17 protein-coding genes are annotated in these 22,193 nt (G+C 43.4%); 13 read left to right on the plus strand and 4 right to left on the minus strand.

Annotated elements, in window-relative coordinates; genetic code table 11:
* Window positions 1-361 precede the first annotated feature (361 nt).
* From ACH2DQ_RS23530 to ACH2DQ_RS23540, 3 genes are all read left to right on the plus strand, one after another.
* A complete protein-coding gene (locus ACH2DQ_RS23530) occupies window positions 362-1,954 on the plus strand; it encodes a hypothetical protein (protein WP_394914872.1) in 1,593 nt (530 codons plus the stop codon).
* Window positions 1,955-2,071: 117 nt separating this feature from the next.
* Complete coding sequence (locus ACH2DQ_RS23535) at window positions 2,072-3,016, plus strand: ABC transporter permease (protein ID WP_394914871.1); 945 nt, start codon at window positions 2,072-2,074, stop codon at window positions 3,014-3,016.
* Between the two features lie 18 nt (window positions 3,017-3,034).
* Window positions 3,035-3,952, plus strand: a complete 918-nt coding sequence (locus ACH2DQ_RS23540; RefSeq protein WP_394914870.1) for a carbohydrate ABC transporter permease — start codon at window positions 3,035-3,037, stop codon at window positions 3,950-3,952.
* A gap of 64 nt (window positions 3,953-4,016) precedes the next feature.
* Here the strand turns inward: ACH2DQ_RS23540 and ACH2DQ_RS23545 are convergent, their stop codons facing one another.
* Window positions 4,017-4,364, minus strand: a complete 348-nt coding sequence (locus ACH2DQ_RS23545) for a sensor histidine kinase (protein WP_394914869.1) — start codon at window positions 4,362-4,364, stop codon at window positions 4,017-4,019.
* Between ACH2DQ_RS23545 and ACH2DQ_RS23550 the strand changes: the two genes are divergently transcribed.
* From ACH2DQ_RS23550 to ACH2DQ_RS23560, 3 genes are all read left to right on the plus strand, one after another.
* Window positions 4,249-4,641, plus strand: a complete 393-nt coding sequence (locus tag ACH2DQ_RS23550; protein ID WP_394914868.1) for an ATP-binding cassette domain-containing protein — start codon at window positions 4,249-4,251, stop codon at window positions 4,639-4,641. The two genes, ACH2DQ_RS23545 and ACH2DQ_RS23550, sit on opposite strands and share 116 nt — an antisense overlap.
* A gap of 41 nt (window positions 4,642-4,682) precedes the next feature.
* Entirely contained in the window at window positions 4,683-5,627 is a 945-nt protein-coding gene (locus ACH2DQ_RS23555) for an ABC transporter permease (protein WP_394914867.1), read from the plus strand.
* A gap of 81 nt (window positions 5,628-5,708) precedes the next feature.
* Window positions 5,709-6,959 carry a uroporphyrinogen decarboxylase family protein gene (locus tag ACH2DQ_RS23560; protein WP_394914866.1) on the plus strand — a complete coding sequence of 417 codons (1,251 nt, stop codon included), beginning with the start codon at window positions 5,709-5,711 and terminating at the stop codon, window positions 6,957-6,959.
* 57 nt (window positions 6,960-7,016) lie between these two features.
* Here ACH2DQ_RS23560 and ACH2DQ_RS23565 read toward each other — a convergent pair whose 3' ends face one another.
* Window positions 7,017-7,664: a helix-turn-helix transcriptional regulator gene (locus ACH2DQ_RS23565; RefSeq protein ID WP_394914865.1), complete on the minus strand. Its 648-nt coding sequence runs from the start codon at window positions 7,662-7,664 to the stop codon at window positions 7,017-7,019.
* 72 nt (window positions 7,665-7,736) lie between these two features.
* On the opposite strand from ACH2DQ_RS23565, the gene ACH2DQ_RS23570 reads away from it, so the two are divergent.
* Window positions 7,737-8,774, plus strand: a complete 1,038-nt coding sequence (locus ACH2DQ_RS23570) for a Gfo/Idh/MocA family protein (protein ID WP_394914864.1) — start codon at window positions 7,737-7,739, stop codon at window positions 8,772-8,774.
* Window positions 8,775-8,881: 107 nt separating this feature from the next.
* Here ACH2DQ_RS23570 and ACH2DQ_RS23575 read toward each other — a convergent pair whose 3' ends face one another.
* Window positions 8,882-9,055 (minus strand): hypothetical protein, encoded by a 174-nt coding sequence (locus tag ACH2DQ_RS23575; protein ID WP_394914863.1) that lies wholly within the window; start codon window positions 9,053-9,055, stop codon window positions 8,882-8,884.
* Window positions 9,056-9,439: 384 nt separating this feature from the next.
* Here ACH2DQ_RS23575 and ACH2DQ_RS23580 point away from each other — a divergent pair, with 384 nt between their 5' ends.
* The 6 genes from ACH2DQ_RS23580 (at window position 9,440) to ACH2DQ_RS23605 (ending at window position 21,666) form a co-directional block, all read left to right on the plus strand.
* Entirely contained in the window at window positions 9,440-10,321 is an 882-nt protein-coding gene (locus tag ACH2DQ_RS23580; RefSeq protein ID WP_394914862.1) for a helix-turn-helix domain-containing protein, read from the plus strand.
* Between the two features lie 11 nt (window positions 10,322-10,332).
* Window positions 10,333-11,841: a sugar ABC transporter ATP-binding protein gene (locus ACH2DQ_RS23585; protein WP_394914861.1), complete on the plus strand. Its 1,509-nt coding sequence runs from the start codon at window positions 10,333-10,335 to the stop codon at window positions 11,839-11,841.
* Window positions 11,838-12,866 carry an ABC transporter permease gene (locus ACH2DQ_RS23590; RefSeq protein WP_394914860.1) on the plus strand — a complete coding sequence of 343 codons (1,029 nt, stop codon included), beginning with the start codon at window positions 11,838-11,840 and terminating at the stop codon, window positions 12,864-12,866. Before ACH2DQ_RS23585 ends, ACH2DQ_RS23590 begins: the two co-directional genes overlap by 4 nt.
* A 174-nt stretch (window positions 12,867-13,040) precedes the next feature.
* On the plus strand, window positions 13,041-14,177 hold the full coding sequence (locus ACH2DQ_RS23595; protein WP_394914859.1) for a substrate-binding domain-containing protein: 1,137 nt from the start codon (window positions 13,041-13,043) through the stop codon (window positions 14,175-14,177).
* Between the two features lie 26 nt (window positions 14,178-14,203).
* Window positions 14,204-15,277 carry a uroporphyrinogen decarboxylase family protein gene (locus tag ACH2DQ_RS23600; protein WP_394914858.1) on the plus strand — a complete coding sequence of 358 codons (1,074 nt, stop codon included), beginning with the start codon at window positions 14,204-14,206 and terminating at the stop codon, window positions 15,275-15,277.
* A gap of 62 nt (window positions 15,278-15,339) precedes the next feature.
* Window positions 15,340-21,666, plus strand: coding sequence for a glycoside hydrolase family 2 TIM barrel-domain containing protein (locus ACH2DQ_RS23605; RefSeq protein WP_394914857.1), 6,327 nt, complete (start codon window positions 15,340-15,342; stop codon window positions 21,664-21,666).
* 137 nt (window positions 21,667-21,803) lie between these two features.
* On the opposite strand, the gene ACH2DQ_RS23610 is transcribed toward ACH2DQ_RS23605, so the two are convergent.
* The gene (locus ACH2DQ_RS23610; protein ID WP_394914856.1) at window positions 21,804-22,001 is read right to left on the minus strand and encodes a hypothetical protein; all 198 of its coding nucleotides are present in this window, start codon (window positions 21,999-22,001) and stop codon (window positions 21,804-21,806) included.
* Between the last annotated feature and the right edge of the window lie 192 nt (window positions 22,002-22,193).

The following is a 22,193-nucleotide window of genomic DNA, read 5'->3' on the forward strand; positions in this document are numbered from 1 at the left end:
TAAACAGTAAAAAAGCCTGCAAAATCAAGGCTTATGGCGTTTTGCAAACGCCTAATATAGAATGTTTAAGAGAGGAGATGAAGCATACAGGTGAAGATATCAGAAAAAAGTGGATACATGCAGGTATAAGGTAACAAACAGGGTACAATATTCAACGGTTTTTGGTTGAATATTGTGCTTTTTTTAATGAAATCAAGCCTTTTTGGTGCTTCAGACACCAAAATTGTGGATGCAATAATTAAGCGATATAGCAAAAATCTTGTCTCTTGTTCCCCGGTATGTGTACACCTATAATGAATACAGAGTTTATCGAGAGAGGCGCCTCAAAGAGAACGAAAATTAAAACAGGAGGTATTTATTTATGAAGTTTAGAAGATTCTTGTCGCTGTTATGTGCAGCAGCTATGATGGTATCTGTGACGGGGTGCGGTGGCAGCAAAGATACTGCAAATGTGGATCCTGCAGATCAGACAGAAGCCGGGGCAGAGGCTGACGGGAGAGAAGTTACATTCCCATTAAAAGAAGCAAAGAATTACAGCGTATTCGCGATTCTGGATGGGGAATATGATCTAAAGGATAATGTGGCAATGCAGAAAGCTTTAAGTGATGCAAATATCTCTTTTGATTATCAATCTGTTATGGGCGCCGATTTGTCTGAAAAGAAGAACCTGGTATTAGCTTCCGGTGAATACCCGGATGTTTTCTACAAAGCCAATTTTTCAGCAACCGAATTAGATAAGTATGGAAAACAGAAGATTCTTATTCCATTAGAAGATATGATACGGAAGTATGCACCTAATTTATGTGCACTTTTAGATAAGGTTGACGGATGGGACTATATCACAGCTTCAGACGGACATATCTATTCACTGCCGGAAATTGACAAAGAAATGCCGCTTTTATCCCCTTATTGGCTGAACCACAGGTGGCTTAAGAATCTGGGGCTGGAAGAGCCAAAGAATCTGGATGAACTGTATACGGTTTTAAAGGAATTTAAGGAAAAAGATGCAAATGGAAACGGGGACGTAAATGATGAGATTCCAATCACGGGGACGGACGTAGTAAAGCCGGAATTGCTGCTGCCTTATTTTGGAGTACCCTATGATGCGGTTACAAAGTCCGCTGTTTTAGATGGAAAATTAACCTATATTCCAACTTCAGATGTATATAAAGAGTTTGTTGCATATATCACAAAGCTCTATCAGGAAGGTCTGATGGATAAAAATGTATTTACGCAGAAACACGAGCAGCAGGGAGCAATTGGGCAGTCGGGAGATGTATTGGGTTCTTTCTTTGATGCAGGCGCATTTCTGACAGTTGGGCGTGATAATGATGATGACTATGCCATACTTACACCATTTGAAGAAGGGATTTATCCTATTTCATCCGGTATCACCGCAGGGACTTTAGCCATAACGGATGCTTGTGAAAACCCGGAAGTGATTATCGCCTGGGCAGATCAGTTTTACACAGAAGAGGGCGGAATCCTCGCATGGCTGGGTGTGGAAGGTGAGACATGGAAAAAGGATGCTGAGGGCAATTGGGAATGGATTATCGGTAACGGATATGGAGATGACATTGCAGCTGTACGAAGCAATGGTACTATTCAGGGAGCGGCGTATCATCCATCTATTCAGCCGGAGTATTGGTTTAGCGGCATGTCAGAAGAAGTTGATCCGGATGAGGTTTACTTAAATAAAGAACGTGCTAAGGTAACAGAAATGGGTGCCATTCCACTTCCGGTAATGAGATACAGCGATGATGATGCTAAGGAAATTTCTACCTTAAAGGCAGACCTGGATGCTTATACTGACCAGTATCTGGCACAGGTTGCAACCGGGGAACTGGAGCTGGAAAGCAGCTGGGAAGAATATGTAACGACGATAAACAACATGGGCGGAGCCAAGCTGACTGAAATCTACCAGAAAGCATACACAGAGGCTATGGCTGAATAAGCCGCTGCATAGGAGCTAAAAAAGAGATGCCGCTGTAAGATACAGCGGTACTTCTCTTTCCAGAGAGTGTTTTCAAACATGCACCAGACCATAAAAAATGAAAAAGGAGGATTTTCGGTGATAAAAAAATCAGCAAAAAGGAATACATTGAGTTTCCACGTCAGATTAGGAAAGGACATGAAGAAGAACTGGATACTTTACGCAATGATCCTGCCGGTTGTAATCTATTATGTTGTTTTTGCATATGGTCCCCTCTACGGCATTCAGTTAGCATTTAAGGACTACGTCATCAAAGATGGAATATGGGGAAGTCCATGGGTCGGATTTGAACATTTTACCAGGTTTTTCAGCAGCTATAATTTTGAATTACTACTGAAGAATACAATAGGAATCAGTGTTTACAGTATTTTGGTTGGATTTCCCATACCGATTATGTTTGCTTTATTGTTAAATTACTTAAAAAACAAACATTTAAAGAAAACGATTCAAATGGCATCCTATGCCCCCTATTTTATATCCACGGTAGTTATGTGCGGTATGATTGTCATATTTCTAAATCCGGATACAGGCATTTTCAATACCATCAGAGGCTGGCTTGGACTGAGTTCGATTGATTTTCTGGGAAAACCGGAGTTGTTTAAATCTATTTATGTATGGACCGGAGTATGGCAGGGCCTGGGATGGAGTTCTATTATCTATATATCTGCATTATCCGGCGTGGATTATCAGCTGCATGAAGCCGCAATTGTGGACGGAGCCACAAAACTGCAGCGCATTTTTCATGTGGATCTGCCGTCTATTAAACCAACCATTGTCATGCTGCTCATACTCCAGATGGGATCGCTGATGAGCGTGGGATTTGAAAAGGTATTTTTACTTCAGAATACCCTGAATAAAGGAGCGGCATCTGTTATTTCTACTTATGTATATGAGGTTGGTTTGATTAATAGTGACTATGGATACTCTACGGCAATCGGTCTGTTTAATTCTGTGATTAATCTGGCTTTAATCGTAGTTGCAAATCAGGTCTGTAAGAAATTTGCAGATGAGAGTCTGTTCTAGAAAGGAGTAAGTTGGAAAATGATGAGTAAAACAGCAAAAACAGGAAGAATAAAGCGTTCTCATGCAGATAAAGTATTTGACATTGTAAATATAACGCTTATGGCAGTCCTCTTAATCCTCTTTATATGGCCGCTGTGGTTTGTGGTAATTGCTTCCTTCAGCAATCCTTCAGAGGTCTGGAACGGCAATGTTGTTCTTCTGCCAAAGGGGTTCACATTAGCGGCATATGAAGCCGTCATGGAATATAAGGCGATATGGACCGGATATGTAAATTCCATTTTTTATACAGTGGTGGGTACTTTGATTAATTTGGTTCTTACCGTATGCGCGGCATACCCATTGGCAAGAAAAGACTTTGTGCCAAGAAATGTGCTTATGTTTCTTTTCATGCTGACCATGTATTTCAGCGGGGGACTGGTTCCCACCTATTTGGTCGTGCACAAGCTGCACTTAACCAATACACCATGGGCGATGATGATTCCGGGTGCTATATCCATCTATAATGTTATTATCACAAGAACCTATTTTATAAACAGTATCCCAACCAGTCTGCAGGAGGCGGCAGAGTTGGATGGTGCCAATACATACCAATTTCTGATAAAAATAGTTCTACCGCTGTCCAAGCCGATTCTGGCTGTCATTGGCCTGTATTATGCGGTGGGACACTGGAATGATTTCTTCTCAGCCTTAATCTACATTAATGACAAAGATCTGATGCCGTTACAGTCCTTCCTGCGTGATTTATTAATGACCAACAAGATGAGCCTGACCAATCTGCAGGGGCTGGATGCGGCGGCTGCGGAAGCGAAGATGCAGCTTTCCCAGACGTTAAAGTATAGTGCGATTATCGTTTCTACAGTACCGGTATTGTGTATCTATCCTTTTATACAGAAGTATTTTGTAAAGGGGGTTATGATCGGGTCGGTAAAAGGATGAGTGATCATAAGTAAACCGGAAGTGCAGTCAGAATCGTCTTCCGGTTCTTTCTTTTATATCCGGGTCACAAATCAGGCAAAGTTATGGTTATAAATGTACCCGATCCAAGGGTGCTCTCTATTTGGAGCACATCTTTATTGTAAAGCAGAAACAGCCGCCGTTTAACATTTGGTATTCCAATCCCGCTGCGAAAATCGTATGTACCATCATCCGGGGGTGTCTGCATTTTTTCTAAGGTACGGGGCTCAATTCCCACCCCGTCATCCTGCACGGTTAATACCAGGCTGCCGGCTTGTTTGCAGGCACCTATTTTCAAAGTTCCGCAGTCTGTTTTTAATTCCAGTCCATGTACAATAGGAAATTTATCAGGGGGAAACCAGCAAAAAGTGCTTTTAGCAGCTTGGTTTGGCATAAAGCCTAAAATTTTAATTGTTGATGAACCTACCAGAGGTGTGGATGTTGGTGCCAAAAGTGAAATTTATACGCTGCTTAGGAACCTGGCGGCAGGTGGTGTGGGAATTATAATGATTTCCTCTGATCTGCCGGAAATCCTGGGTGTCAGCGACCGGATTATTGTAGTGCGCGGAGGGGAAATAGCAGGAGAGCTGCCGGCGGGGCAGGCAACAGAAGAAAATATTATATCCATGGCCTCAGGTGTGGATGTAAAAGCAGAAGTACAGATTAGATAATTCTTGAAAACCATATTTATAATGTAAGGAGCGGTGAAAAGATGAGCGCGGTAAAAAAATTAGCAAAACAGAGGGAATTTTTTATTCTATTAATAGTAGTTGGGCTTTCGGCGGCGGTAACGACAGCATCATCCGTATTTTTGTCTTATCAGAATATAGTAGCTTTACTGCTGGGACTATCGGTAGAAGTGATTATAGCCGTAGGGATGGCAAATTTAATGGTGAGCGGCGGATTTGATATGTCAGTGGGATCTATTCTGGCTTTTTCCGGAGTGTGTGCCGGACTTGCCATACAGGCGGGAGTTCCGCCGTTTGCTGCTGTTTTGATTGGTATGTTAATTGGCGGGGCTGCCGGGTTATTTAATGGATTTATTATATCGGTAGTGGGTATTAATGCATTTGTAACAACACTGGCTTCTCTGAGTCTGTTCAGGGGATTGACGCTTATTGTTACCAGGGGACAGAATATCACCAGCCTGGGTGTGGATTTTAATGCCATTGGCCAGGGAAAGTTTCTGGGAATCCAGGCGCCGATCTGGTATGCGGTTATACTTGTGATAATTGGGGACATATTAATGCGGCATTCCAGGTTCTTCAGACAGAATTATTATATCGGAGGAAATGAAAAGGCAGCTAAATTATCCGGTATTAACGTAGTGAAGATCAAAATCCTAAACTATATCATTGTAGGTGTGCTGGCGGGATTTGCAGGAGTTGTGGCAACAGCCCGTATGGGTACCGCTTCCGTGCAGCAGGGAACAGGACTGGAACTGCGGGTTATTACGGCGGTTATCATTGGAGGGGCAAGCCTGCAGGGAGGGGAAGGAAGCGTACTGGGGGCATTTCTGGGATCACTTCTGATGGCACTTATCACGAATGCGTTAACTCTTCTGGGCGTGGATATTTATTGGCAGACCTTTGTAGTAGGTGGGACACTGCTTGTGGCAGTTCTGATTGATCAGTTAGGTAAGAGAAGAAAAGTGTGAAACAAAAATCGTTTAGACGATATATAAATGGAATATTCTAGTGCCACCCGGCGGAAACTGGGATGTGAAGGAGGTAAAAGTATGACAAAGAGGGAAAAGCTGGAGAGAGCATTAAATCATCAGGCAGGTCCGGTACCTTTTGATATTGGAGGGACTTCGGTTACCGGGATACATGTAAGTATGGTGGAAAAATTAAGGGATTACTATGGATTGGAAAAGCGTAAAGTAAAAATGTGTGAGCCATTGCAGTTATTAGGATTCATAGAGGATGATCTGAAAGAGGCAATGGGCATTGATGTTACAAATGTATGGAATCCCAACACTATGTTTGGATTTCAGAATGTGGGAGAGAAGGAGTGGAGGACTCCCTGGGGACAGGAGATTCTCGTACCGGAAAACTTTGTTACTACAACCAGCCAAAAAGGAGATATCTATATTTATGCGGAAGGGGACACATCATTTCCTCCGGCAGGGCATCTGCCCTCCGGCGGGTATTTTTTCGACACAATTTCCCGTGGACATGATTTTGATGAAGATAACCCGAGAGTGGAAGATAATCTGGAGGAGTTTGGGGAAATTAGTGAACAGGATCTGGAATATATCAGAATCCAGGCACAACGGGCAGGAGAAAGCGGATATGGCGTAATCGGATCCTTTGGAGGGACTGCGATCGGGGATATAGCCATGGTTCCGGGGGGCATGTTAAAGGCGCCGAAAGGTCTAAGAGATATCACGGAGTGGTATATGGCAACCCTCTCCAACCAGGATTATCTGCATCAGATTTTTTCTGCCCAGGTAGATATTGCACTGAAAAACCTGGAAAAAATAAAGGAGGCTGCAGGGGATACGGTACAGGCGGCATTTGTGTGCGGTACTGATTTTGGAACTCAAAACGGACCGTTTTGTTCCAATGAGGTATTTCGGGAATTGTATATGCCTTATTATAAGAAAATAAACAACTGGATACATAGCCATACAAAATGGAAAACATTCAAACATTCCTGCGGTTCCATTATGCCAATGATACCGGATATCATTGAATCCGGATTTGATATACTGAATCCGGTGCAATGGACAGCAGAAAACATGGATCCGGTTCAACTGAAAAAGGAGTTCGGGAAAGACCTGGTATTCTGGGGCGGCGGTGTAAACACACAAAAGACATTTCCCTTTGGAAAACCAGCAGAAGTGCGCGAGGAAGTATTGAAAATGTGTGATATTTTTTCAAAAGACGGAGGATTTGTATTTAACACCATCCATAATATCCAGGCACTGACTCCCATTGAAAACCTGGCAGCGCTTATAGAAGCGGTAAAAGAGTTTAATGCATAAGCCTTAAAGTAGTCGGCAAGTTCTGGGACGTATTAAACAAGATCTACATAGTGCTAGTCATTTTCCCGACATTTTCTTCATATATTCCGTAGGGGTCATCCCTGTATATTTTTTGAAAAGCTGGCTAAAATATTGTGGATTATTACCGCATCCTACCTGCTCAGCTATGGTGTAGATATTTTCAGTATCGCAGCCAATGAGCAGTGATTTTGCTTTGGTGATGCGAAGCCTGTTCAAGTAATTGGAAAACTTCTCTCCGGTCTGCAGGGAAAATTGTTTACTTACATAATCTACACTCATGTACAAATAATTAGTGGACAGCCATTTCAATGACAGATTGGGGTCTGACAGGTGCTCCTCAATATAGGTGATCAGTTTTTCAATAAAAGGCTTATAGGTTACCCCGGAAGTTTCTGGGAAGAAAGTATCAAAGCGGTCAAAAAACAGGGAGGTGATTTCCGGTACAGTTTCTGTCTCATTCATCTGCCTTAGAAATTCTGTGACAGATACAGAATCTAATCCCGAAAGATGCTGACCCTGACGTACTAGAATGTTGGTAAGAAGATACACCAGAAAATCCAGTTCCTGAATGGAAGCAAAAACATCTTCCAGCGAGTTTCTCAAGGTATGATTATCCAGTCCTTCTTCCCAGTATCTGTGGCATAAGTCATCAACCGTACTGAAAATGCCATGACCCAGGATCATGCTTTGAAAGCTGCGGAGTTGTGTGTCAAAGCACAGATGCTGGCGCGCAGAGTAAAATAGGAGGTGCTTTCTATGCTTAGAATCGGAATAGCAGGTTTAGGCGTTATTTCAGCTGTTCATCTGGAGGCCATTGGCAGTATGGAAAATGCTGTGGTAACTGCAGTCTGCGACATGGACCTAAAGAAAAAAGAAATTGTGCCGGATGCGGTATTTTACACACAGTTGGAAACTATGCTGCAGTGTGAGAAATTGGATGCACTCCATATCTGTCTCCCCCACCATCTTCATGTACCTGCTGCCATGCTGGCAGTTAGCTATGATGTCAATGTATTTGTGGAAAAACCAGCAGGGCTAAACACAAAGGATGTGGAAAGGTTTATTGAGAACTTAAACCGTATAAATGTGAAAATTGGTGTCTGCTTGCAGAACCGGTATAATAACACTACCATAAAAATGCTGGAAATTCTGAAACATGGCAATCATGGAAAGCTGAAGGGCTGTAAGGCTATAGTCACCTGGGACAGGACAAAGAATTATTATACTAAAGACCCGTGGAGAGGAAAAATGGATAAGTCCGGAGGAGGTGTAATGTTAAGCCAGGCCATTCACACCTTAGATTTATTACAATTATTCTGTGGTACTCCTGTATGGGTAAAGGCAATGGCTGGAAATATGCTGCTGGAAGATATAGAGGTGGAAGATACAGCCTGCGCACATATAGCTTTTGAGAACGGTACAAGTGCTGTGTTTTACGGAACCGTAACGCACTGCAGCAATTCCAGTATTGAGTTGGAAATTGTTACGGAAAATTCTGTGTTTGTTATTAAAAATAATAAACTGATTTGTATGGAAAACAATAAAGAGACTGTTTTGGCAGAAGATAGAATCCTGCTCGGAAAAAAGGACTATTATGGATACAGCCACTATAATGCCATACGGGAATTTTATTTGGAACTTGAGGGAAAAGGGGGTTCTTATATCAGCCTCTTAGAAGCAATTAGAGTGAATGTGCTGATTGACAGTATTATTCAATCGGCAAATAGTGGAGTAAAGGTGTATCCGAAAGTGTATTCGGCAGCTTATGGGGCAATAAATCAAGATCTTATGTAGATATAATAATGCATTTAAAGTTTGGAAGCTTTAAAGCACCAATAAGACGATTATCAGATGATTTATCTGGATAATCGTCTTATTGGTGCGCCTGGCGGCGCACGTTTCTAATGGATGAAATAATTTGACTTTGCAAGTGCTAATTTTTCAAAGGTTGTTTGAACTGCATCTCCTGCATCAGATACATTTTTCATATATAAATAACAGACTCTGTATATAGTAGAAACATTTCTTCTATAGATATCTTCCAGAACATCTCGAATTATAACTCGTTCTCCCATCTTTTGTCCTCCTATATATACTACAACTGAAACAGATAAAATGTTGCAAAAAAAGAGAATTATTCAAAATATATTTTGGAGAATTTGTTACTATGGTCTTTTATGCCCCCATAAAATAGAAATCACCCTCCATACACCTCCCATATGTGAAAAAAAGGAAAAATACAGCGACAATTCCGAAATGTACAAAGAAAAGTGTACAACATACCGATAAGTAAAAGACAAAGCCTGGCAATATAGTTAAAATATACCTGAGATAAAGAAAAAGTGATGATAAAGACCACATTATACACAAAAGAAAATGCGAAAAATACGAAAAGTAAAAAACCAGGTTCACGCATAATTGTTCCTTATTGTGAAATGAATGGTGGAAAGAGAGGGAATATGGACAATTTGGAACAAAGTATCATGGAGATTCTGGCAAAAGGATCCTGTGAGATACAGATACGTAATTCAGGAATTTTCCGTTTCCCGTCAGCGTATCGGTTCAAAGACCACAACCATAAAGAAATAGAAATAAACTGTATTAAATCCGGTCATTGCATTATGGGGGTGGAAGGACAGTATTTTCCTCTGAAGGAAGGAGACTGCATGGTGGTCTATCCGGGGGTAGCACACAGTTTTATTGTAGATACCAGGGAAAAATGCAGTATTGCCCAATTGGAGTTTTGCGTACAGGCACCAGAGAACCTGGAAAGTATACTGAGCTTTCTATGCCAGGAGCCAAGGTACCACAAACTGGCTAATTGTGAAATGGCATGTTGTATGCTGGAGAGTCTGTGCAAAATTTACCGGGCGAAGAAAGAGGAAGAGCATAAAAATATCCAAATGAAGCTGTCTATATTTCAGTTATTCATAGAACTGTCAGATAAAATTACAGAGAAGATGCAACAACAGGAACGGCATAGCAAGGCGGGGAAAATGGCGGATATTATCCGCTATATTAACGAAAATTATGAGATGGACATTAATAAGGAAAAGCTTGCGGAGATGTTCGGAATCAGTTCCAGGTATATCAGGAAGTGTTTTGCAGAGGAGACAGGAATCAGCTGTCAGCATTATATCAATACTCTGCGGATTGAAAAGGCAAAGGAGCTTTTGTGGTTTACATCCTATACGGTAACGGAGATTGCACTGAAGGCAGGATTTAACAGTGCCCAGTATTTTTGCCGGGTATTTCAGCAGTATATGGAGATGTCTCCCATAGAGTACCGGAATTTATGGCAGGGAAGTAAAGCAGAAGAGCTTTGCACTATAGAAACATAGAAGGAGGAAGAATGATGGGAAGTGAATTGGAGTTTGCACACATATCCAAATATTTTCCGGGTGTAAAAGCGCTGGATGATATTTGCTTTCGGGCATATGGAGGTGAGGTGCTTGCCTTTCTGGGGGAAAATGGTGCCGGGAAATCAACATTGCTGAAGGTTCTGAATGGAGATTACCAGCCAAATGCGGGAAAATACCTTCTGGATGGGGAAGAAAAAAATTTTAAGTCTCCCCAGGAGGCAATTGAAGAAGGAATCAGCGTCATTTACCAGGAACGGCAGATTTTACTGGAACTGTCTGTAGCAGAAAATATCTATCTGGGAAGAATGCCTGTTAATAAGCTGGGGGTTATTAATGTGCGGCAGGCAAATGAGATGGCTCAGAAAATTATCGAAGAATTTGGGCTTCCGATTAGAGCAAATGAAAAGGTGAAGGATTTGAGTATTGCCTATCAGCAGATGGTGGAAATCATGAAGGCTTACAGCCGGAAAAATTTAAAGGTTATCTGTTTTGATGAACCTACTGCCAGTCTGAGCGATTCGGAGATCGACAGCTTATTTGGAATTATTGAAAAGCTGAAAAAGGAACAGAAAATCGTAATCTATGTGTCCCACAGAATGAACGAAATACAGCGGATTACCGACAAAGTGGCAATTTTTAAGGATGGGCGGTATGTGGATACGGTCAAAACAGGCGAGGTCTCGGAAAAAGAAATGATCCGTATGATGGTAGGGCGGGACCTGGGTAATATATATGAGAGTCTGGACCGCAGTAAAAAAATAGGTGAGGTGCTTTTAGAAGTAAAAGGAGTTTCTTCTGACCACGTAAAGCCAGTGTCTTTTATCCTGAGAAAAGGAGAGGTGCTTGGATTCTCCGGTCTGGTAGGCGCAGGGCGGACAGAAGTGATGCGTGCAATTATCGGGGCCGATAAACTTCAGAGTGGTGAGGTATTCCTGGAAGGAAAGAAAATTACAAACCGCTCCCCGAAAGAGGCTATGCGAAACGGTATCGTACTGGTGCCGGAGGACAGAAAGATGCAGGGGATTTTATCAAATCTCAGTGTATCAGGCAATATCAACGTTTCATTAATGGATAAAAACGCGAATAAATTTGGGATTATTGACAAGCGAAAAGAAGAGGAAGAGGCTAAAAAAGGAATTGAGTCCTTTAAAATAAAGACACCATCGCCAGACAAAAAGATTGTAGAGTTATCCGGTGGAAATCAGCAGAAATGTATTGTGGCGAGGTGGATTACCACGAATCCCAAGGTTCTGATTCTGGACGAGCCTACAAAGGGGATTGACGTAGGTGCAAAATCTGAATTTTATCAAATGATCTGTGAATTTGCAAAGCAGGGACTGGGAGTGATCCTGATCTCTTCAGAGCTTCCGGAAGTAATCGGACTTTCCGACCGCATTATCGTTATGCGCGGGCTGCAGATATCAGGTGAGATCATGAGGGAAGAAGCTACGGAGGACAGGCTCTTAAGTTTGGGGATGATAGGAGAGGAAGCAGAATGAAAAATACTGAGAAAAAGGGAATGAATCAAAGAAATGAAAACAAGATCAAAGCAGCCGCCGCATATATAGGGGGCGACAAGCTGGTATTGCTTGGGGCAATTATTGTGGTATTTGCCCTGTTTACATCAATCAATAAAAACTTTCTGTCAATTCAGAACATGATTAACCTTTTGGTTGCAGCATCACTGGTTGGTATGGTAGCAGTTGGACACACCTACTTAATTATTGCGGGACAAAATGATTTATCTCCGGGATCACTGGCTGCATTTTCAGGCGTTATGGTTGCACTCCTGGTGTCAAATGGAACACCGATCGTGCTTGCCATTATTCTGACGCTGGCAGCATCAGTGGCAGTTGGATTGTTCAATGCATGGATGGTCAATAAAATTAAACTGGAAGCATTTATCGCAACATTAGTAACCCAGTCCATTGTTCGTGGATTTGCATTTATTATCTGTAATGGAAAGCCGGTTGGTATCTCCGACGTAGGCTTCTTAAAGCTTGGGAAACTTCGTATTTTAGATATTCCACTGGCGGTTTGGGTTATGATTATCTGTATTATTGTATTTGGATTTATTCTTCAGAAGACGAAATTCGGGCGCAGTATTTACGCAATAGGCGGAAATAAGGAAGCTGCAAGGCTGGCGGGGCTGAATCCGGAAAAAATTGTTGCCAGCTGCTTTATTATGATGGGTGTGCTCTGCGCTATGGGCGGTATCCTGTTCTCCGCAAGAATGAATGCCGGACAGCCATCCGCAAATGTTAACCTGGAATTTGATGCGATTACCGCAGTTGTATTAGGCGGGGTATCTTTTACCGGGGGCGTAGGAAGCATGGGAGGCACCGTACTGGGCGTTATTTTAATTCAGGCATTTAATACAGGGCTTATTATGGTTAATGTGCCCACATTCTGGCAGTATGTTGCCCGCGGATCATTGCTTCTGTTTGCACTTGCATCCGATTATATCAGGAAAGAAAAGAGAAACAAAGAACTTCTTGCAGCAAGTATGAGAAATGCAGAATAACAGAAATGCACAATAACAGAATTGCAGAATCACAGACTTACAAAATAACAGAATAACTGGAACAAACCACACAGAAGTGTGTTTTGGATACATATGTAAAAAGTTTTCAGAACCAAATGCATCAATTCCATGGAGTGGTTCAGGGGCTTTTCATATTAAAAAAGGAGGATTATCATGAAAGCAAAAAAATTAACAGCATTATTAATGACGGTGGTACTGGGGGCAGCAGCATTAACAGGATGCAGCACGGAAACCGGTGAGACGGCAAAAGAGACAACCAAAGAAACAACGAAGACTACAACAGAAGCACCGAAAGATACCGGGAGCGATACAGCGGGTGAGACAACCAAGGAGACGTCAAAGGACGAGGATACAAGCGAAGCAGCCGTAAAGACAGGCTCAGATGATAAATTATTAGTTTACGGTATCTACAAAGCGGGAGACCAGACCTGGTTTATTGATGAAGGAGAAGCGGCAAAAAAAGCGGTGGAAGCTGCCGGAGGGGAATTTGTATATGTTGATGCAAAAATGAACCCGGAAGAATACTTAAAAGCAATTGATAATGCCATTGCAAACCAGGCGGATGGCATTGTAACCTGTATTCCGGACCAGACCATGTCACAGGCGGTCATTGACAAATGTACGGAAGCAAATATTCCGGTTGTAGCAGCAGATGACGCACTGCAGGATGCCAATGGGGAAAAGCTGGCACCATGGGTAGGCATCAATGCATATGTAATCGGCGAAGCAAATGGTGAGTGGCTGGCTAACTATGTGAAAGAAAATAATCTGGCAGCAGATGAAGAAGTGGGAATGCTGCTGATGACTATGGATACCGTATCCAGTTGTGTGCCCCGTGCAGAAGGCGAATATGATAAATTTACGGAGCTGGTTCCTGAATTTGATACCGCGAAGATCTATCGTGCGGATTATGACGGCACAACAGATAAGGGAAATACAGCAGCTGCAGCAGTGATCACTGCACATCCGGAGATTAAAAAATGGCTGGTAACAGGAGCGAATGAAGAAGGTGTTATCGGTGCGGCAAGGGCATTGGAGAGTGCCGGACTGGATAAAGATGCATGTGCAGTAGGTCTTGGAGCTTATATGGCAAAAGACGAATTTAAGAAAGAAGGCGGCTCCTGTGTGGTTGCTTCTGCATACTTTTCAGCAGATTCAGTAGGTGCAGGTTCCGTAGATGTCCTTATGGGACTGATCGAAGGTAAAGAAGTCCCCCAGGAAACAGCAGTAGATGCAGTAGTTGTGACTGCCGATACGTATGAAGAGGTTATGGGCGAAGCAGCTAAATAAAAGCAATATGAAGGAGCAGGCATAAGATGACAAACAGAGAGAATTTCCTGTCGCTGATCAGGCGGCAGGGATATGAATGGGTACCGGTAGAATTTGTACTTTCTCCCCACCAGCAGCAAGTTTGCAGAGAACAGCTGGGAGCAGATAATTACGAAGAGTATTTCCGGTTCCCCTGGCGCAGGGTGGAAGACTTGCGCCTTCAGAATCACGATACAGAGAAATACCGTTCTTATTATCAGACGCCGCTGGCTGAGGGGGCAGACATCGATATCTGGGGGGTGGGACACGAAAAATCCCCCAACAGCATGCATATGACCTATATGAGAAATCCACTGGAACATATGGAAACCCTGGAAGAAGTGCAGGAATATCCCTATCCGGATTTTGCCCGTGCAGACGGCTCACACCAGGCAGAGCAGGTGAGGCAGATTAAGGAACGGGACCTGATTGCGGTTGGTGATATGCAGATGACAATCTGGGAATGCGCCTGGTATATGAGAAGCATGGAAGAACTGTTCTGCGATATGATGGAAGAGAACGAAATAGCAGAGTTTCTCTTTGACAAGGCGGCAGAGCAGTCTGCCATACGGGCGCTTGCCTATGCAAAGGCGGGAGTAGATGTGCTGTTTATCGGGGATGATGTGGGAATGCAGCATACCCTTATGATGAGTGAAGAGCTTTACTGCAGATGGATTAAGCCAAGGCTGGCGGCACTGATCCGGGATGTGAAAGCAGTAAATCCTGAGATTGTAATCTTTTATCATTCCTGCGGATTTATCGAGCCGCTGATCCCCCATCTAATAGAAGCAGGGGTAGAGGTTCTGAATCCAATCCAGAGCGAATGCATGGAGTTTGCCAGGATTTATGAAAAGTTTGGGGACCGGATTTCATTTCACGGCACAATCGGAACCCAGACAGTCATGCCTTGCGGAACCCCGCAGGAGGTAAAGGAAGCAGTCTGGAACAATCTGGATATTGCTGGGGAAAAAGGCGGGCTGTTTGTGGCACCGACCCATATGCTGGAACCGGAGGTACCTTTGGAAAATATTCTGGCTTATGTGGAAGCGTGCAGGACGTATCGAAAAAAAGGCGGGAATTGAGTATGTGGCGGGGCTGAAAAACTCCAACCTTTCAAATAGCTCCGGGGAAGGGAGAATATATAATGAAAAATAGAAAAAGATGGATAAGTATGGCTTTGGCGGGGGCCATGATCTTACAGATGAATGGAATCCTCGTTTTTGCGGAAGCTGCAGCTGCAGAAGTACAGACCACAGAAGTACAGACCACAGAAGTACGGACCACAGAAGTACAGGAAGCGGTAGAAACCGAAATAGGAAGTGAGGTTTGGAACACACCGGTGATTCCGGATGCAGCTAAGTATATAAAAGGGATAGACCAGACCGAGGTGATCCTGAATGAGACAACAGGAGACGGAACGTGGAGATATCTGTTTGATATTCCTGATCATACACAGGCAGGGGGAATTGCAGCACCCAATGAAGAAAACCAGGATTTTGATTTCAGTAAATGGGAGGAAAGAGACTGGAAAAACATAAAAGTGCCAGGAGAGCCGCTTATGCAGGGCTTCGACATCCTTACAAACAACGAGTATTATTACCAGCGTGAGATTACGGTTCCGGATGATTTTGCCGGAAACCGGGTAATGGTAAGGTTTGACGGTGTGTACAGTAATTCACGGGTGTGGATTAACGGCAGATATATCCGCACTCATGTGGGTGGATTTACTACATGGGATTGTGATATCACAGAATATGCAGCGCCGGGTGAGACAGTTACCATGACGGTGGGAGTTGCAGAGTTATACAGCACCACGAAGGGAATCTGGAATCCGGAAGGGAAATCAGTTAACAATCCGGCTAATGCCACAGAATATGCCCATCATAACATGGGAGGTATCAACCGGGATGTAAGCCTCGTTGCAGTTCCATACGACGGTATTGCCCGAACATATGTAAATACCGATTTTGATGAGACATTTACCAATGCAGACCTGGAAGTAACCGCCCAGCTGAACATGGTTTCAGGTGAAGGTGTGCTTCTTGTGGAATTGCTTGACGGGGAATCTGTAGTTACCTCCGGAGAAATAGATTTTCACCGGGAGACGGAGACCTTGAAGAATTTACCGGAGCTTGTTGAGGAAGCCAGTACTTTATTAAAAGAAAATGCAACAAATCTCTATGAGGGAAATACCGGTAAAAAAGGCCAGTACTCCAAAGCAGCATTCGAAAATATGCGCAGAGAAAGAGACAACGCTTTAAAAGTCCTGGCGGATTCAGGAGAACTCTCACAGGCTAAAAAGCTAACGCTTCCGGTTACAGCACCAAAGCAGTGGGATGCTGAACATCCCAATCTGTATACCCTGCGGACAACTTTGCTGGTAAACGGTGAAGCCGTCCAGATTAATGAGGAAAAAGTAGGGTTCCGTGAAATACATTACGGAGGCGCAGATGGAACAGATACAAACAAAGTCTATGTGAACGGAAAAGAAGTAAAGCTGCGGGGTACCTGCCGGCATGATGTATCCGATGATCTGGGGCGTTCCATGACCAGAGAAGAAAGTTATGCCGAGATTGCAGCTTATAAGAATGCAAATATAAACCATATTCGAACATCCCATTATCCGGCTTCTGAGGATCTGCTGGATGCATGCGATGAAATGGGAATCTATGTGGAACAGGAGACGGCAGTCTGCTTCCAGGGACCCTGGGCAGATGTCAGCAGTAAGTATGAAGACTTCCTTCCTCAGTTTACGGAGATGATTGAACGTGACCGCAACCGGCCGTCCATTCTCATCTGGTCGCTGGGAAATGAATCCAATTACAGTAAAGTAGCATCACAGTCCGGCGGAAATGCATTCCAGGATGAAAGAGAATACTTAAGAGATGTGGACATAACCCGACCGTGCGTATTCAGCTTCCCGGATACCGGAGAACCTGCAGGCTTTGCCGATATCTACAGTGCCCACTATGCAAATGTAACAGGAGGCATGGGGAGAAGCGACAAACCCGTTATACATGATGAATATGCACATATTTCCTGTTACAACCTGGATGAACTTCAGCGGGATGTAAACGTCCGCAATTTCTGGGGAGAAAGTGTAAAAAAAGGCTGGGAAAATATATTTACCAGTGATGGAGCCCTGGGTGGAGCATTATGGGGCGGAATCGATGATGTATTCTACATTCCGGAAGGAACCACAGAGCGCTGGCAGTCCCATTCCGATGGGCAGACGGCAGGCTATGGCGAATGGGGAAGTGTACTGGACGCCTACTTACGGGAAAAACCGGAGGCATATCTTACTAAGAAAGCTTATTCTCCTGTACGGGTGGATGAAGAAACGTGCTACATATCAGAAGGTACCATGTATATCCCGGTGAAGAACTGGTTCGACCATACGGATACAAATGAATTAAAACTGGTGTATACCGTTGACGGAGTGCAGCAGGAAATCATGGTAGCAGAAAGTATTGCACCGCACAGTGAGGGTGTCATTACCATAAATGGAATATCTCAAAATGCGGAAACTCTAAATCTAAAATTTTATACACCGGATGGAATCATGGTGGATGAAACAAATGTGGCAGTAACTTCAAAGCAGTACAGCTTTACGCCTGCAGCAGACCAGGCACCGTCTATTGAAGATAAAGACCAGAAAGTGATTGTAAAAGGTGAAGACTTCTCCGTTACTTTCAGCAAGGAAAGCGGTATGATCGTAAGCGGACAGTTCCAGGATGAAGTCATGGTGACAGGCGGTCCGTACCTCCATGTAACCGGTATGAGCCTGGGAGCGTGGAATCTGGCTGAAACAGACGGAATAACAGCAGTTATAGAGGATCAGTACGCAGTCGTGACCGTAAATGGTGCTTATGACAATGGCCAGGGCGTGCGCTTTGATATGAAGATATCCGGAAACGGAATCATAACCACAGACTATACGCTGACAACTGCACCGAAAGTAACAAGCGGATTAAGAGAGGTGGGGATCAGCTACGACATTTCCAAGGATACAGACAGTGTAAGCTGGCTCAGGGACGGATTATATACCGCTTATCCGGAAGACCATATCGGACGTAACAAAGGTGTGGCTTTGAAGGTAAGGGATGGAGCGGATGAGACACCGGATCAGTATGGCGTGGAGCCGCAGTGGTCCTGGAAAGATGATATGAAGAATTACTTTGTATATTCTACCGATGACCCGAATAATGGGCTGGTAACCAATGATTTTAAAACCATGCGTGAACATGTTTGGTCCTATGATGTAAATTATGGATTGGATGCAGATGCGCCCCGGATCAGCGTGGAATCTCCCAATGCAGACGTGGCAGCCCGTGTGGCAATGACCTATGACCTGGGGTATGTGGATGACAGGGATGCCAGGGTGAAGTATACTGGCGGCTGGGCTCCTTATGATTCTAATTCGGATTATGCAGGAACAGAAACATACAGCAGCAAATTAGGGGACACCTGTGAATTTACTTTTACAGGAACCGGCGTGCGATATATCGGTTCGAAACAAAAGAACACCGGTCTTGTTAAAGTATATGTAGACGGTGTATTTAAAGAAGAGATTGATACCTACAGTAATCTGGGAAGTGACCTGAAGCAGGCGGTAATCTACAGCATAGAGGGCCTGGAAAATGGTGAGCATACCATCAAACTGGAAACGGCAGGAGGAAAGGCGAACTGCATCGTTGTAGACGCTTTTGAAGTACTGAAGCCGGAAGGCAGTAATGCCACAGAAAAAGCACAGCTTATCATTAACAACCAATGGTATTATCCGAACCTGGGGTGGGGCAATTATACCGGAATCCAGGGGAGATTGTCAAATGGTTCAACAGGATCCGGAACCATCCGTCTGACAAATGAAAATCAAATGACGGAAGAAACAATTACTTCACTGGGAAATGTTAGGATCTCAGAGATCAATGATGAAGAGCTCAAAGTCTCCTATCACGTGCAGAATCCTGGTGAAACTACAGAAGTAAAACTCCAGTGGTACCGGGTGGCAGCAGGTGATCCCGACAGTAAGGCCCAGGCAATAGAAGGGGCTCAGAATGAAATACTGAACACAAAGGGGCTGGAAGCAAACAAGGTTTATTGTTCGGCAGTGCTGATCATAGACGGCAAAGAGAGACAGACCTTAAAGAGCAATGGAATAGAAGTGGGACAGGATTCCTATCAGTACTATGACATCTTAGATGACTCGGATGAATTTGTTTTTACCGGAACCAAAGGAACGGATTACAAGACAGATAAAGATAAATCCTGGACGGCAAATGCATATGGCAAGTCCGTTACCTATCTAATGGACACTAAAAATGAAGCAGGGGTATCCTTCCAATTTGCCGGCAGCGGAATTCGCTGGGTAGGTGCTAAAGAAAATAACCAGGGTATAGCAGCGGTTGCAATTGATGATGGAACACCCGTTGAAATTGATTTATTTGATGCAGATTCCACCACCGGCAGCCAGGTTAATGAAGTCCTGTTTGAACAGGTATGGAATGAACCCGGAGAACACACGATTACAATTTTCCGAACAGGAAGAAAAAATGAAAGCTCATTAGCAGCAAATATCAGTCTGGATGCATTTATCGTCATTAATGACGTAAGCGAAGACGTCAGAATCAGTGATGTATCCGTAAGTGAAAAGGAAGATGGCAGCCTAACGGCAGACTGTGTTGTTACGAACGGTTCCCAGGAAGATCTTCTTTATCAGTGGTACGCTGCAGAGGCGTACAGCGCAGCGGGATACAACAAAGAAACTTATGTACCGGTTGATGGGGCAAATGGCAAAGATTATATGCCATCTGATGTCGATGCAGGGAAGCTGCTGCTCTGTGATGTACAAAGCGCTGAGGGCAAGACGCCGGTTCGGAGTGCCAATGCAGTTCTGGCAAAAGCGCTCATGATTGATGATACGGATGAATCTATTCAATATCCGGAAGGAAGTCTGCAGGATACCGCAGATGCACCGTATCTGGCTGGAAATAAGCCATATAACAATACAATTACTTACTTTAAAGACGGGGATATAAAACTGTTTTTTAATGGAACCGGCATCCTTTGGCTGTCCGGTTACGATCAGACACAGCGAAAGGCAGTTGTCAAAATTGATGATGGCAGCCCGGAACCGGTGGAAATACGTGCGGCACAAGGCGGAGGCTGGGATTTTAACCAGTATAAGGTATATGGAGTGTCCGGGTTAGAACCAGGAGAACACAGTATTACAATCACAGCCGGGGAACCGGGAGTTTATAATAATGCAGATGCATTTGTCGTATTGAATCCGGGAGCGGTACAGCCGGAGAACCGAAGCGTTTCAGAGGAAGTGCAGGAACCAGGAGTGCAGACTGAGGCGGAAGAGCCGGAGAGAAATACTGAAACGGTAGATGAAGAATGGGACAATTCAGTTATGAAACCTACTGGAGCGGTGAAAAATGCAGGAATAACCGCAACAGCCACATCAGAGTCAGACATTGCATTGGCAGACCAGGCAAACAACCCTTCATCAGAAGCTATTAATAATGCTGTAATCAAACTAACCAGGGCAATAGAAGACTTCAAAGCATCCCGCATTGAGCAAGAACCCGTAGATAAGTCAAAACTGGCTGCACTCATTCAAAATGTAAATGATAAATATAATGAAAAATTATATACGCCGGAAAGCTGGAAAGTATTTATCCAGGCGCTGAATGCAGCAAAAGGCGTTAACACAAATGAAAATGCAGTGCAGGCGGATGTAACAAAGGCAATATCTGCACTGGAGGCTGCTATAAGAGGATTAAAGCCTGTTGAGGCAAAACCAGTACCCGTTGACAAGACGGCATTAAAGAATTTGTATCAATCCTGCGCATCCCTTAAAAAGTCCGACTACACGGCAACTACCTGGTCGGCTTTGGAAGCAGCCATGAAAAATGCAGCAGCGGTTATCAACAACCCCAATGCAACAAAAGAAATGACAGACCAGGTGTACAATGCCCTGAACAAGGCTAAGGTGGGACTTTCTAAAATTCCGGCACTGCCCAAAAAAGGAAGTACCTATCAGACAAAGGGGCTGCGTTACAAAGTAACGGCATCTACCAGCAGAACGAAAACAGTTATGTTGGAAAAGCCTGCAAAGAAAACATACAGATCCATCACGATTCCGTCCACTGTCAAAATTAAAGGATATACCTACAAGGTAACCAGAATTGCAGACAATGCCTTCCGGAAAAATACAAGACTGTGGAAGGTTACAATTGGAAGCAACGTGACCAAGATTGGAAAAGAGAGTTTTGCCGGATGTAAGAAACTGAGATCTGTTACGCTGAAATCCAAATCAATAACAAGCATAGGAAAGTATGCGTTTAAGAATATCTCATCAAAAGCAAAGATCTATGTTCCAAAGAAAAAATATTCATCTTATAAAAGGCTGCTGTCAAAAGCCAAACTCAGCAGTAAAGTAAAAATTGTTAAAAAGTCAATGTAAATTAAGATTGCCGGAGCCAGTTTAACTGGTTTCCGAAATCATAAAAACTGTGTACAGTGTTTATGGAGTTGAATCACTACATTCATCTCCAGAGCGCTGTACACAGTTTTTTATTTTTAAATAAATAGAAATCTAAATCAGGATGTCGTTCTTTTTAAATACTCCGTAGTCTTCACAAGGCGGATCATATGTCCGTCTATTTTCTTGCTTACTTCCAGCAGTTCTTTACCCGTTAAAGGTTTTCCTTCTTCCACCAACCGGTCTAATTTCTTACCTTCAGCAGCTAATGCACATTTGTACCAGTTCTTTTGAATATTGCATAACATTCTTCTCATATGTTTTCTCCTTTATTCGCTCTATTAGTGTGTAACTGACTCTGTTAGACACAGTATAACACAGTCCGATTGTCGAAGTCAGTCGAAACCCGTAGCAAATATAAGAAATTTTCATTTTTTTTGAAAAATATATCTTTTCTGGAGTTAAACAGTCGAAAACATAGGAAAGATAGCGGGTTTTGGACATTTATG

The organism is Robinsoniella sp. (genome assembly GCF_034124845.1).